The sequence below is a fragment of the Bacillus sp. JJ1474 genome (genome assembly GCF_036965225.1).
Lineage (GTDB): Bacteria > Bacillota > Bacilli > Bacillales > Cytobacillaceae > Cytobacillus.
Genome location: NZ_JBALPC010000051.1, coordinates 23,110 through 36,548, shown reverse-complemented (window position 1 = coordinate 36,548; position 13,439 = coordinate 23,110). Strand labels below are relative to the sequence as shown.

13 protein-coding genes and 1 riboswitch are annotated in these 13,439 nt (G+C 37.4%); of the genes, 1 reads left to right on the top strand and 12 read right to left on the bottom strand.

Going from position 1 to position 13,439, the window contains the following annotated elements; translation table 11 throughout:
* Nucleotides 1-93 precede the first annotated feature (93 nt).
* Nucleotides 94-342: a ferredoxin gene (locus V7164_RS08130; protein ID WP_335347385.1), complete on the top strand. Its 249-nt coding sequence runs from the start codon at nucleotides 94-96 to the stop codon at nucleotides 340-342.
* A 330-nt stretch (nucleotides 343-672) separates the two neighbouring features.
* Here V7164_RS08130 and V7164_RS08125 read toward each other — a convergent pair whose 3' ends face one another.
* The 12 genes from V7164_RS08125 to V7164_RS08070 form a co-directional block, all read right to left on the bottom strand.
* On the bottom strand, nucleotides 673-1,257 hold the full coding sequence (locus tag V7164_RS08125) for an ECF transporter S component (RefSeq protein ID WP_335346718.1): 585 nt from the start codon (nucleotides 1,255-1,257) through the stop codon (nucleotides 673-675).
* Between the two features lie 162 nt (nucleotides 1,258-1,419).
* Nucleotides 1,420-1,635, bottom strand: a riboswitch (FMN riboswitch).
* A gap of 358 nt (nucleotides 1,636-1,993) precedes the next feature.
* Nucleotides 1,994-3,238 (bottom strand): hypothetical protein, encoded by a 1,245-nt coding sequence (locus tag V7164_RS08120; RefSeq protein WP_335353849.1) that lies wholly within the window; start codon nucleotides 3,236-3,238, stop codon nucleotides 1,994-1,996.
* Nucleotides 3,216-3,767 (bottom strand): RNA polymerase sigma factor SigX, encoded by a 552-nt coding sequence (sigX, locus tag V7164_RS08115; protein WP_335346720.1) that lies wholly within the window; start codon nucleotides 3,765-3,767, stop codon nucleotides 3,216-3,218. The genes V7164_RS08120 and sigX overlap by 23 nt, the downstream gene beginning before the upstream one ends.
* Before the next feature lie 212 nt (nucleotides 3,768-3,979).
* Complete coding sequence (locus V7164_RS08110; protein ID WP_335353848.1) at nucleotides 3,980-5,761, bottom strand: ATP-binding protein; 1,782 nt, start codon at nucleotides 5,759-5,761, stop codon at nucleotides 3,980-3,982.
* Complete coding sequence (locus V7164_RS08105; protein WP_335353847.1) at nucleotides 5,758-6,474, bottom strand: response regulator transcription factor; 717 nt, start codon at nucleotides 6,472-6,474, stop codon at nucleotides 5,758-5,760. Before V7164_RS08105 ends, V7164_RS08110 begins: the two co-directional genes overlap by 4 nt.
* Before the next feature lie 121 nt (nucleotides 6,475-6,595).
* Nucleotides 6,596-7,777 carry a c-type cytochrome biogenesis protein CcsB gene (gene ccsB, locus V7164_RS08100; protein ID WP_335346723.1) on the bottom strand — a complete coding sequence of 394 codons (1,182 nt, stop codon included), beginning with the start codon at nucleotides 7,775-7,777 and terminating at the stop codon, nucleotides 6,596-6,598.
* Between the two features lie 16 nt (nucleotides 7,778-7,793).
* Entirely contained in the window at nucleotides 7,794-9,419 is a 1,626-nt protein-coding gene (gene resB / locus V7164_RS08095) for a cytochrome c biogenesis protein ResB (RefSeq protein ID WP_335353846.1), read from the bottom strand.
* Between the two features lie 20 nt (nucleotides 9,420-9,439).
* Complete coding sequence (gene resA / locus V7164_RS08090; RefSeq protein ID WP_335346725.1) at nucleotides 9,440-9,964, bottom strand: thiol-disulfide oxidoreductase ResA; 525 nt, start codon at nucleotides 9,962-9,964, stop codon at nucleotides 9,440-9,442.
* Between the two features lie 185 nt (nucleotides 9,965-10,149).
* Nucleotides 10,150-10,872 carry a 23S rRNA pseudouridine(2605) synthase RluB gene (gene rluB / locus V7164_RS08085; RefSeq protein ID WP_335353845.1) on the bottom strand — a complete coding sequence of 241 codons (723 nt, stop codon included), beginning with the start codon at nucleotides 10,870-10,872 and terminating at the stop codon, nucleotides 10,150-10,152.
* 152 nt (nucleotides 10,873-11,024) lie between these two features.
* A complete protein-coding gene (locus V7164_RS08080) occupies nucleotides 11,025-11,558 on the bottom strand; it encodes a spore maturation protein (protein ID WP_335346727.1) in 534 nt (177 codons plus the stop codon).
* Between the two features lie 6 nt (nucleotides 11,559-11,564).
* The gene (locus V7164_RS08075) at nucleotides 11,565-12,152 is read right to left on the bottom strand and encodes a nucleoside recognition domain-containing protein (RefSeq protein ID WP_335346728.1); all 588 of its coding nucleotides are present in this window, start codon (nucleotides 12,150-12,152) and stop codon (nucleotides 11,565-11,567) included.
* Nucleotides 12,145-13,299: a D-alanyl-D-alanine carboxypeptidase family protein gene (locus V7164_RS08070; protein ID WP_335353844.1), complete on the bottom strand. Its 1,155-nt coding sequence runs from the start codon at nucleotides 13,297-13,299 to the stop codon at nucleotides 12,145-12,147. Before V7164_RS08070 ends, V7164_RS08075 begins: the two co-directional genes overlap by 8 nt.
* Nucleotides 13,300-13,439: the final 140 nt, after the last annotated feature.

The following is a 13,439-nucleotide window of genomic DNA, read 5'->3' as shown; positions in this document are numbered from 1 at the left end:
TCAGTTTTACAATAGGGGATGAGGGATGTCTTTCCATCTTCACAAAGGAAAATGTTCATATAATTTTGTTATAATCTTGGGAGGTAATTTTTCATGGCAAAGTATACGATTGTTGACAAGGAAACTTGCATCGCATGTGGAGCATGCGGAGCAGCAGCACCAGATATTTATGATTACGATGACGAAGGCATTGCATTCGTTACTCTAGATGATAACCAAGGAATTGTTGAAATTCCAGATGTATTAATTGATGATATGATGGACGCTTTCGAAGGCTGTCCAACTGATTCAATTAAAGTTGCAGACGATTCATTTGATGGCGACGCACTTAAATTCGAATAGAATCAATAAAGGTTCGCTTTGATTACCGCTCCCTTTCTTTATGAAGGGAGCTTTTTCATTTCAATTATAAACTGCATATTTTATAGTATTTGGAACGATTCAAGAGACCAATAGAAAAAGCAACGGTTGCCCGTTGCTTTTGAAAACTGTCTAGCTTCAGCGCCTAGGGGCTCGAGGTCATAAGCCAATCCGACAAAAAGGTTAAAATACAACCTTTCTGCCAGCTCGTCTTATGCTTGTCGCCCCTGGACACTAAGGAAAGCTCCTTAGAATAATCATCGCAGGAACAATCCGTAATTTGATTGTTCCGAAGGCGCTTCCGCTTTTCTATTAAGCTGCGCTATTATAGGAACCTTGTTTGCTAATCCATGCACTCATACGTGCAAAAATTAGCATAAATACAATGGTTATAATTAATCCTTTTATAATATTAAACGGTAAAATGCCTGTTACGATCATTGTACGCATTTCTGGAGCAGACATAGCTGGCATATTTAAGAAAAATGTATAGGCAGGCAGGATGATGAAGTAATTTAAAATACTCATCATTACAGCCATTATAGCCGTACCAATAATTAATCCAAATGTCATGCCCTTTCTCGTTTTTAATTTGTTGTAAACATAGTATGTTGGCAATACAAACAGGATGCCCGCAATAAAGTTAGAAATATGACCAACTGGAACACCAGTTGCGCTCCCTGTCATAAAGTAATCCAAAATATTTTTAAATAATTCAACTAAGATGCCAGCCAGCGGACCAAAGATTAACGCGGCAATTAATGCAGGAATATCGCTAAAGTCAATCATTAGAAATTGTGGAAATGGCGGTAGCGGGAAGTTTAGCAGCATTAATACATATGATATACTGCTCAACATCCCAATCGAAACTAAAGCTTTTACTGAAAATCTTTTCATGTTCCTCTCTCCTTGTTAGGACTATCTCTCCTAAAGAAGAAAGGTTCAGCAGATCATGTAGCCATCATAAATAAAACCCTCAAGTAATATACTTGAGGGAGATTTAAAAGGCTCACTAAATAAACGTTCATCATTCCTGCAATTTTTGAACGTCTGCAGAACCTCCATCTTCTCCCATCCAGACTGTACTGTCGGCTTTGGAATCGCACCAAATCCTGCCAAAGCTTAAAGCGTTCACCAAGAAATAGAATGATAGTTGCCAAATGACAACTTTTTTCAGCTATTTCCGATAATTTGCTTCAGCCATAAAGGCTCGCGGGCTTAGAGAAAAATCTCATCACCGCCGGTCGGGAATTTCACCCTGCCCCGAAGATAGACCGTATTTATTTGTTACAGTTTTTATTATACTTGAAAACTAACGAATTGGGAAGGAATTAAATTTCTGATCTTTTTTCCTCCTTAAAGCTTGTACAAGCTTCCCCCTAAAAATAACAAACTAATAAATATCCCCATGATTCCAGCAATCATAAATCTTCTTAAATAATCCCGCATTTTATCCTCCTGTTAATCCTAATAAGTTTTTGTCCAATATCCACAGTATGTAAGCAGAAGTTAGTTTAGAACAAAACAAAGCAAAATTGATTAATCTATCTATGAAAAACAGGCTAAACATATTGAATATAATAAGCCAACCCTTTATGATCGCAAAAAGAAAGACGGGCCAAATGGCTCGTCTCTAGTTCTGATTGGAAATTATTCGCTTGTTAGGTACAACAGGAACCTTAATGTCTTGATTTAGATCAAATATTCCAATTCTGTCGATATTTGCATTTTCAAGCTTAACAAATTCATAATTAAACTCTTTCGCTGTTAATAAAATTGCTTCAATAGTATGAAGAGTTGCCTCATCATTATTTAATTGTGATCCCTTTTCAAATTTGATAATGAGCTTTCCTTCTTTTGGATTTTCTTCCGTTTCGAATTGGATCGTTTCAGGAATGGATGCTATCAATTTTTCCCCCGCCTGATTATTTCTCATTATCGAAAAGGCTTCTTGGATTGTGCCCTGTTTTTCAGTAAATTTAAAAGGGACAATAAATGGCTTTGTTTCAACATTGCTTGGAAAATAAAAATAATAAGCGTCATCGCTTGATTGCTCTTTCGATACAAATTCATCTATTTTACCGAGATGGCCAAATTCAATGCCCGGATTTCCTTCAGTCGTCAAATTAACTTTCTTAATATCAAATGAAGCCATTATATGATTCATAACTTGGTTTAATTGCCATTCTGTATTCGAAGACATGCCATATGAATGGTCAGCTGGAACATTTAGTGTCAAAATTTTATTTTCTTCATCAAAAATCAAACCGGCTTGTAAAGGGTAATATTCCGTTAATCCCCATTTTTCTTCAGCCAAATTCGACATATTTTCTACATATAAATCAAATTTTGACTTTTGGTCATCTTTAGGAACAATGAGGCTAATAGGAACAATAAATGAAACATCCTGATTTGGAACACCATATGTTAGCACTTCCTTATCAATCATATCCTCCTCATATACAGCAGTTGTCTCGTCCTCCACTTCTATCGAAGTGATCCCCATTTGTTTCTCTTCTTCCTGTTTTGCCATTTCAATAGGGGCTTCATTTTCCTTTGAATCTGCAAGCTGATCTTGATTGTCACCCAGACTCTTTTTTTCCATCATTATTTCGGATGCAGATGAAGATTTATCCGCTGATTCCATTGATTTCTCTTCAAAGCCTTGCCAATTGAAAAGGTTGGGAACTAGGATGAAAAATAGAAGGAAAGCTCCTGCTGTTGCAATACTAGGCATAATCCACATTTTTTGTTTTCGCTTTTGCAATTTGATTGCGACAAGATGATAGATTTCTCTAGGATCCCGATCATCCTTAATTTTTGGCATATTGCCTAATAATTCTTCAAGCTGTTCCTCAGTCCATTCTGATTTTTTCATTTTCTACGGTTCCCTCCTTTCTTTTAATTTCGTCCATATAAGTCTTTAATACCTTCAACGCCCGATGCTGAGTTGTTTTTACTTTACTTTCTGTCCATCCGAGTGCTTCAGCGGACTCAGTAATGGAAAGTTCATGAATATACCTCATAACAATGATCATTCTTTGATCTACTGTACAATGGTCAAGGCATTTGTAAATATATTGAATTTCTTCATTTTGGACAATAATTTCTTCTGGAATGGGGTATTCATCTTTTACTTGTTGTGTGGACCAATCGAATTTCTCTAGAAGCCGCTGCTTCCATCCCTTTTGTTTGCGGAAAGAATCAATTGCCACATTTCTTGCAATGGAAAATAACCAAGTTTTTTCACTGCTTTTTCCTTCAAATTTTTCATATGATTTTAGAACTCTAATATAAACCTCTTGGACAAGGTCCTCGGCAAGTTCCCTGTTTTTCACCATATAAAAAAGAAATTGAAAAACGTCATGATGATATTTTCTATATAATTCATCAAAAACGGAGTCCATTCGTTTCCCTCCCCGTTTAATTTAATAGTCGTAATAATTCTAGAAAAGGTTACAAACCTAAAAACATATCCTCTCGCCCTATTATCTTTTAATTTGATAAAAAAAGGAAGGATTTTTATGTAAATCCTTCCAACATAGAAAATAAAACATATTTAATTAAATCGCTCTAAATGTTTCCCGTGTATCAAGAACAATCGGCATATTTTTCTATATTAATCTATATTTCGAGGGATAAATAGAGAAAATGTCGTACCTTGACCAATTTTACTTTGAACAGATATTTGACCTTTATGTGCATGAATAATATTTTTCGCAATGGCAAGTCCAAGACCCGTTCCAGATCGTCCTCTCGTTCTTGCTTTATCTGCTTTATAGAAACGTTCAAAGACGAAAGGCAAATCCTCTTCAGGAATGCCTGATCCGGAATCTTCCACTTCAATATAAAGGCCACGTTCATCATTCCGCTCAGAAACGATTACCTTGCCCATATTTGGGGTATGCCGAATTCCATTATCAATTAAGTTGGTTAATACTTGCTCTATTCCGTCTGGATCAAACCTTAATGAGCCAGACTGTTCACTGAGCTGTAAATCAAGGTGTATTTCCTGTTCCTTAGCTAATCCTTGGAACTTACGAACAACCTTCTGCAGAAATGGTTTAACCTCGATTTCCTCCATTGTTAGTTGGATATGTCCAGCTTCCATTCTTGCAAGATCTAAGAGCTCATTCACTAAGCGGCCCATTCTTAATGACTCATCATAAATAACACTTGCCATCTCTTTCTTTTCTTCATCTGTACTGGCAATATCATCTACTATCGCTTCACTATATCCCTGCATCATGGCAATCGGTGTTCGAAGTTCATGTGAAACATTTGCAATGAAATCCTGTCTTAGCTTATCAAGCTGCCTTTCTTCAGTCATATCCCTAATAACAGCAACAGCACCACGAATATATTTTTCATTATATAATGGACTAACAATCATTACCCAGAAACGGCCCTGAATAGATATTTCACCAACCTGCTCTTTCTCTGTACTTACTGCGAGCTGGAAAAGCTCCATTACTTTAGATGGTACTGCTTGAGTATCTTTATTCTCCTCATCCTGTTCGTAATACCAGTTATGCAAAAAACGATCGGCAGGAGGATTTGTAATTAAAATAGTTCCATCTCGATCAAATGTAATAACTCCGTCAGCCATTCCACTTAGAATACTTGCAAGCTGTTCTTTTTCCTGTTTAAGGGCATCCATATTAAATTTGAGCTGCTTCCCCATTTGATTAAAAGCAATAGCCAATTCGCCAATTTCGTCCTGTGACGGGAAAGGTACCTTAGTATCAAACTTCCCCCTGGCAACCTCAAATGCTGCTTCACGCATTTTCCGAAGAGGAGCAGTAATTCGTGTTGATAAGAAAAACGCAAAAATGGTCGTTAAAATGATGGCAACACCAGCGGCAAGGAAAATAAATTTCGTCGTTGTGCGCGTTGTTTCCTCCATAACCTCGAGCGATTGATAAATATAAACGGCCCCATTTTTACTAGTAGATTCCTTTAGTGGAACGCCGACTATTAATATTCGGGAATCATCATTGTTTTTCTCCTTATCCCCATCAAAGGCAGACATTTTCTTGACAGTTTTATGATCAGTAATAACCTTTTCTAGCTCGGCATCCTTTGTAAGATATGTGATAGGAAGCTTAAAGCCTTGATTTTCATTTGGTGAGTAATAATATTCGTTTGGATTTGTCACTATAACTACCTCAGTGACGTCATCCACTAATTCCCACGAAATCTCGAGGCCGACATCTCGATCATGTTCATCTAATATACGGGAAATTTTTTGGGCAGTATTCGTAAGCCCTCTTTCCATTTCATTGATATGATAGTTTTCGAAAAATTCTAATAGCATAATAGTTAAAATAAAGAGTACTAAAGAAACTAGGAATAGAATTGTAAACCAAAGTTTACCTACAACACTTCGCCAGAGCATCATTCATTAATAACCTCGAACTTATAGCCTACACCCCAAACAGTTACAATCATTTTTGCAGCTTGCTCAGAAACTTTATTTAGCTTTTCGCGTAAACGCTTAACATGCGTGTCAACAGTTCGCAAGTCCCCAAAAAACTCGTAATGCCACACTTCCTTAAGTAATTGTTCACGATCAAAGACTTTATCAGGTGATTTTGCAAGGAAATAAAGTAATTCATATTCTTTAGGTGTCAGACTTACCTCTTTCCCATCTGCAAGCACTCTGTGTGCATCATGATCAATCGTTAAGTGAGAAAAGACAATAATATCTTTCGCTGCTGCTTCTGTTTGTATATAGGTTGTTTTAGAAGCTCGGCGCAATAGCGCTTTAACTCGTAAGACTACTTCTCTTGGGCTGAATGGCTTAACAATATAATCATCAGTACCTGCTTCAAAGCCTTGTACTCTATTTACTTCCTCACCTTTTGCAGTCAGCATGATAATAGGCGTAGCTTTCTTTTCCCTTAATTCCTTACAAACTTCAATCCCATCTTTACCAGGCATCATCAAATCAAGCAGGATGATATCATAATCATTTTCAAGAGCTTTTGTTAATGCCTCGTTTCCATCTCCCGCTTCATCAATAATAAAGTTTTCTCTTTCCAAGTACATTTTTAATAAACGTCGAATTCTCTCCTCATCATCAACGACTAAAATTCTTACGTCTTTTTCCATAATCGCATTTCCCCCTTTGTATTTCCGCTAATGAATAGAACTTTTTGAAATAAGCCTCCACAAAGTGAAGGCTTTTTAGCTTAAACTAAAGAACTATCTGTTATAAACATGATGACCAGATTTAAGATCCTGCGTATGAATGCAAACCAGCAATTACTAGATTAACTGCCACCAAATTAAACATAATAATGACAAAACCGATTACGGCAAGCCATGCAGATTTTTCACCGTGCCAGCCTTTAGATAACCGGAGATGAAGAAAGGCTGCATAGAAAAGGAATGTAATAAGTGCCCATACTTCCTTCGGATCCCACCCCCAAAAGCGGGTCCACGCTATTTGCGCCCAGATCATCGCAAAAACTAAACCGCCTAGCGAGAATATTGGAAATCCAATTAATACAGAGCGATACCCAATTTCATCGACTAAATCAAGATTGATTTTCCTTACGATCGGCTGTAATGCGGCTGCAATACGTTTCCGAAGCACGAGCCTAAATAATAAATATAGAATGATACCCGCTCCGAATGACCAAATTACCGTATTCAATTTTTTGGCATTAATAATAGCCGGAACTTCTATAATTGGCTCAAACTTTCCAGCAGTAACTAATTCTCCTTCATGAGGACCTATTAAAGCAGGCATCGTATACTCAAATGTAGCATTCTGTTCTTCTTTATTGATCCAATTAAATTCAGCTTTGTAATCCATTGAAGAGAAGCTGATTGAAATAATAATATAACCAAGCGTACAGATTAATCCAAACATGACTGCTTCTAGCCAAAAAGTACGTTTACTAGATTTAGATTGATCGACAGATTTCACTAAATATAGAATTCCTGCTACAAAACTGATCGACAATACCGCCTGACCCACTGCTGTCGTTGTAACGTGAATATAAAGCCAATCACTTTGCAAGGCAGGAATCAGTGGGGAAATATCTCTCGGGAACATGCTTGCATAAGCAATAAGCAGCAAAGCAACAGGCATCGTAAATAATCCCAATAAAGGGGTTTTGTAAATATAATAAATAATGATAAATGCACCAACTAAAGCCAGTCCAAAGAATGTAATAAATTCAAACATATTACTTACTGGTGCGTGTCCAGCTGCAATCCAACGAGTAATAAAATAGCCTAAATGAGCAATAAAGCCGATTATACTTACCAGCAGTCCAAGCTGTGCCCATCTGTTCGGCCCTTTCTTCTGATTCCTCTTATCCTTTATTGAGCCAGCAAATAGCACAGTTGCGATAATATAAAGAATAAAGGCTATATATAATAAATTACCACTTAAATTTGCCACCTAAATGGTTCCCTCCTCATACTGTTTTTTCGTTTTCTGTTTGATCTTCTGGTTCTTTTATTCCAGTATCTTCTAATACTGCACCGATTTCTCTTTTAAGTCCATGCCAGTTTTTATTTGTATGACCTGCAACCCAAACCTCGTCATTTACACGGCGAATCCAAATCCGACGATGGGTCCAGTAAGAGCCTTGTGCAACCCCGATCATGAAAATCAAACCACCTAAAGCAATGATCCATAATGTTAAATCTTTTCGCACAGTTAAGGCTGTAACATTTTTTGTTTCGACGCCCTTAAATGCTAATTTATATTGATTGTCTCCAAATGGCTCAATCGTCTGGCGGATGGCAACAAAACTGACTTCTCCTTCTGGCTTGTCTGGGGTAATCATGTTAAACACGAAGGCAGGATTGTTAGGAATTCTTGACTTTGTTATGGGTTCCCCGCTTTTATCAAATTCAAAGTCTGGGAAATAACTCATGACTTCAACAGAATATCCATTTCCTAAATCATATTTATCCTTTGGATCAAATAAATCTACGGTAAGATTTCCGTACTCTTCTTTCGTTTGTTTATTAGCAAGTGCAAAAGTCATTTTGTTTAATTCATCAAGTTTATATTCAACCTGATACAAGGCAAAGCTTTCAAACTTTAATGGTTCGTTTACACGAATCTCGTAATCCTTTACCTTTTCAAGCTCAGGCTTTTCCCCAGCAATGGCATCCCCTTTCTTTTTGTATAGGGTTACATTTGACTGGAAATTTTTAGCGACCATTCCTGTCCTTTCAAGCGCATCACTAAAAACCTCTTTATCTTTATCTTTGTCATAAACTTCGAGGATGAAACGATCATTTTTCAAGTAATATTCTCCGTGCGTTTCCGGAATTACTTTCGTTTCCCCTTCCCGGAGCCAGAGGACCTTGTCAACATACATACCTGGGACAAAGCGAAGCATCCCGCCAATTAGGAAAATAATTAAGCCAATATGGTTAACATAAGGGCCCCATCTTGAAAAACGGCCTTTTTCAGCAAGTAAATTGCCATCTTCTTCACGAATATTGTACCGTTTGGCTCTTAATTTCTCTTTAACTGATTCATAGGATTCTTCAAAGTTTTTCACTTCAGATCGTCCAAACAGACGCTGACGCTTTAAGAATCCTTCATGTCTCGTTACGCGCTGGACCTTTAAAGCACGATAAAGCGGAACTACCCGGTCTAAACTACAAATGATGAGTGATATTCCGATTGAAGCGATAAGCAATAAATACCACCAAGAGCTATAAAGATTATGAAATCCTAGATCATAATATAATTTTCCAAGCCATCCATATTGTTCTTGATAATACTCGGCAGCCGGCATTACAGGAGGTATGTACATTTCCTGGGGAAAAATAGTCCCTAGTGCAGATGCTACTAATGTAATAACAATTAGCCACACACCCACCTTAACGGATGAAAAGAAATTCCATATTTTATCTACCATCGTTTTGTTGTACGTTTGCGACCGGCGCGCACTTCCCTCATAGCGCATATCTACAAGCTTTTTTTCTTTCTCATGCTCTTCTAAAATTCTGCCGCAAGCTTCACAAAGAATTGTTCCATGTGGGTTTACGTGTCCGCATTCACATTTTACGTCTTTCATTTTTAAAAACTCCCTATATCTTATGGTTTAACCTGCTCCATCATATCTCTAATCATGTCTTCTGTTAGCTCGCCTGTATGATATTTAACGACTTTTCCATCCTTATCTATCATATAAGTTGCAGGAAGAGGACTTATTTTGTATGCGGTTTGCACTTGTCCATCCGTATCTTTTAATATAGGAAAAGTTAAGTTATGTTTATCTGCAAATTTTTGAACAGCCAGATCCGATTCACCTACATTGACAGCTAGAATCGTTACGCCATTGTCTTTAAATTCCTTATATTGATTTTCCATATATGGCATCTCACGTTCACATGGCTTACACCAAGTACCCCAGAAATTTAAAAAGACCCCTTGACCTTCATAATCAGACAAACGATGTTTTTCACCGTTCATATCCATAAGAACAAAATCAGGTGCTTTTTTACCAATTGCTACTTTCTTCACATCATCCTTCGTAAAATTTGCATATAAAGTGTAAGCAACGGCGGCGCCTAATATAAGTAATATGATTGTCCTTATTACTAAACGCTTTTTTTTCATTTAAATTTCTCCTTTTTAAAGCACTATTCATGAAACACTTATAAAGCATCGTGCATTCCATTTTTTCTTTTTTAAACCAACAAGAATAACAGAAAAGCTCATATTGATTATAGCATTTATCACCATTATGATAATGTTTACAATATGAAGGAAGTGTGACTATTCTATGAAATTTTACTTATTAGCTATTTAGCTTGGGCAAGTACACGGAGTTGTTTCACTTCATGAGCTGTTAATTCTCTGGCTTCCCCTGCTTTTAACCCATGAAGAGTAAGAAATCCATATCTTTCGCGTTTTAATTTTATTACCGGGTGACCAATCGCTTCAAGCATTCTTCTAACTTGGCGATTTCGTCCTTCATGGATTGTAAGTTCGATAATAGATGTTTGTTTCTTCTTATCCATCGATATCATTTTTACACTTGCAGGTGCTGTCATCCCATCTTCTAATTTAATGCCTTTCTCAAGACTTCTTGTCTTTTCTCGCGAAGGGATTCCTTTTACTTTCGCAATATATACCTTCTCTACTTCGCTCTTAGGATGCATGAGCAGGTTTGCAAATTCACCATCATTAGTAAGCAAAAGAAGTCCAGAAGTATCAAAATCTAATCGCCCAACTGGATAAATTCTTTGTTCAATATTTGCTAAATAATCTGTCACAACTTTTCTTCCTTTATCATCTTGAACACTGGAAATAACTCCCCTTGGTTTATAAAGGAGAAAATAAACCGGCTCTTCCCGTTCAATCGGAATTCCGTTTACTTCCACACGATCAGAAGAAGAAACTTTGACACCCAGTTCCTTCACTATTTTCCCATTTACCTTAACATGTCCTTCTACGATTAGCTGCTCAGCCTTTCTTCTTGATGCAAAACCGGCATGCGCTATCACTTTTTGTAATCTTTCCATATTATGTCACCCCAACTTAAAATGCTTTCATATAAGGATTTTACCTAAATCTGTCCTTTTGAATTATGACATAAATCAAGCTTTTTTCAAAGTAAGGGATTTTTAGCAGAAAAAAAGATACCCCATTGGAGGGTATCTTCGTACGAAACTAATTAAATACCGAATACGAGTGTCACAACGATAATAGCTGCAATAATTCCGACTAAATCTGCCAATAGTCCAACCTTTAAGGCATCTCCCATTTTTTTAATTCCAACTGCCCCAAAATAAACGGTTAAAACATAAAAGGTAGTATCTGTACTTCCTTGAAGGACGGAAGCAAGACGGCCAATAAAGGAATCAGGTCCGTTGGCAGCGATGAGATCAGTTGTCATGCCAAGTGCAGCAGACCCTGAAATCGGGCGGATGATGGCAAGCGGAAAGATTTCGGGGGGAACCCCAATTGCTTCAAGTGCTGGCCTCATTAACTCCACGAAATATTCTAATGCTCCTGATGCACGAAAGATGGAGATCGCAACAAGCATGCCAACAAGAAAAGGTATGATGGATACAGCAATTTTTATTCCCTCTTTTCCCCCTTCTACAAAGCTTTCATAAGTGGGAACACGCTTAATAGTCCCATATAATAATATGAAACCAATTAGGACGGGAATAAACCATAAAGAGATAACAGATACAATTTGCATGCAGCTTCATCCTTTTCTTGTTCTTCGATAATAGAAATACCTATCAATTAAGATAGCTCCGATAGCCGAGCTAATGGATGCAATTAATGTAGGACCAACAATTTCTGTAGGTGAAACCGATTCATATTTCATCCGTATGGCAATAACCATCGTTGGAATAAGCGTAATGCTTGAAGTATTAACAGCAAGGAAAGTGATCATTGAGCGGGTTGCTTCGTTTTTTCCGCCATTTAAGTTTTTTAATTCTTCCATCGCCTTAATCCCAAGTGGTGTGGCTGCATTACCTAACCCAAACATATTTGCCATCATATTCGACAGAATATACCCCATTGCTGGATGATTTGTAGGTACTTCAGGAAAGAGCCGTTTAACAATCGGTTTAAAAGCTTGCGATAGTTTATTCAATAGCCCCGAATCCTCCGCAATTTTCATCATGCCTAACCAGAATACGAGAATACTAATTAAACCAATACAAAGTGTAACAGCTTCTGCTGCTCCTTTGAAAACCGCCTCATTCACTTCATTCATCGTCCCATTGACCATTGCAAAAATAATGCCGATTAGCGCCATCAACGCCCAAATAATATTAATCATCCGTTTTCACACCAACGATTGAAATAAAAATATTTCTAAAAATGCCAAAGAAGGAATCCTTCTCATTTGCTTTTTCCTGTTTAAAATATATAGGCAGTGTTTTTATTTGACGGTTATCAAAATAAACAATCGCCTTTCCAACAATTTTAGGAATGTTCTCTCCATCCTCCCACTTCCTGTCAGGCTTCATCATTTTATATTTAATCTCGAAAAGGTCTTTCTCTTTATTTGTAATTGGATAATCAAAGCCAGTCTCCAAAAACACTTTCTTTTTATAAAACCTATCCTTTATATCCTTAATCACACCCTTTGGCAAAACCTCAGCTAAACTGTATGTCTTAAAACCCATTTCATACATTTGGATATGATCATTCCAGTCAGTTTGTCCAGTTGCATTTAACGTTACGGCGATTAAATCAAGCCCTCCCTTGGAAGCGGTAGTGACTAATGTTCGTTTTGCCCGCTTTGTAAATCCGGTTTTTCCGCCTGTACTATATTCATAATCTGAAAGTAAACGATTTTTATTCGTCCATTTTCGATCCCAGCCTTCATTAGGATGCGGTGTTTTATAAACCTTTGTTCCTGAAATTTTTCCATATTCTTTATTATTCATGGCATAACGGGTTAATAGCGCCATATCATACGCTGTTGAAAAGTGATTTTCATGATCGTCAAGTCCATGGGGATTCTCAAAATGGGTATTCTCCATTCCAATTTCTTTTGCTTTTTGATTCATTAAAAAAACAAAGCCGTCAAGGCTCCCCCCAATATGTTCAGCAATGGCTACTGCCGCATCATTCCCTGAACGGAGCATCAATCCATATACTAAATCCTCCAATTTTATTTTCTCACCTGGTATTAAATAAATGGAAGATCCTTCTGCTCTAACTGCTTTCTCGCTAACCTTCACCATCTCGTCCATTTTTCCAGATTCTATGGCCAATATGGCAGTCATAATTTTGGTGATGCTGGCTATTCTTCTTGGCGTAAACGCATCTTTTTCAAATAATATTCTTCCAGATCCCTGCTCCATCACAATAGCACTGCGCGCACTTACAGAAACAGAAGCTTCTGCCTTCTGCGGAATCAATCCGGTTAAAAGTGCAGCAATCAACGGAAAGATCAAAAGCTTTTTAAATTTCTTCATTGTACAACCCCGTCTCCTATAGCTTATCTTCTGTAGCTCCAGCGCCTAGCCCCAAGGTACAGGACGTACTAGTGTCGACATTGCGACAGGACAAGGAAAACTTCGTCAGCGACACACCGCACGACCAAAAGTGAAGCTTT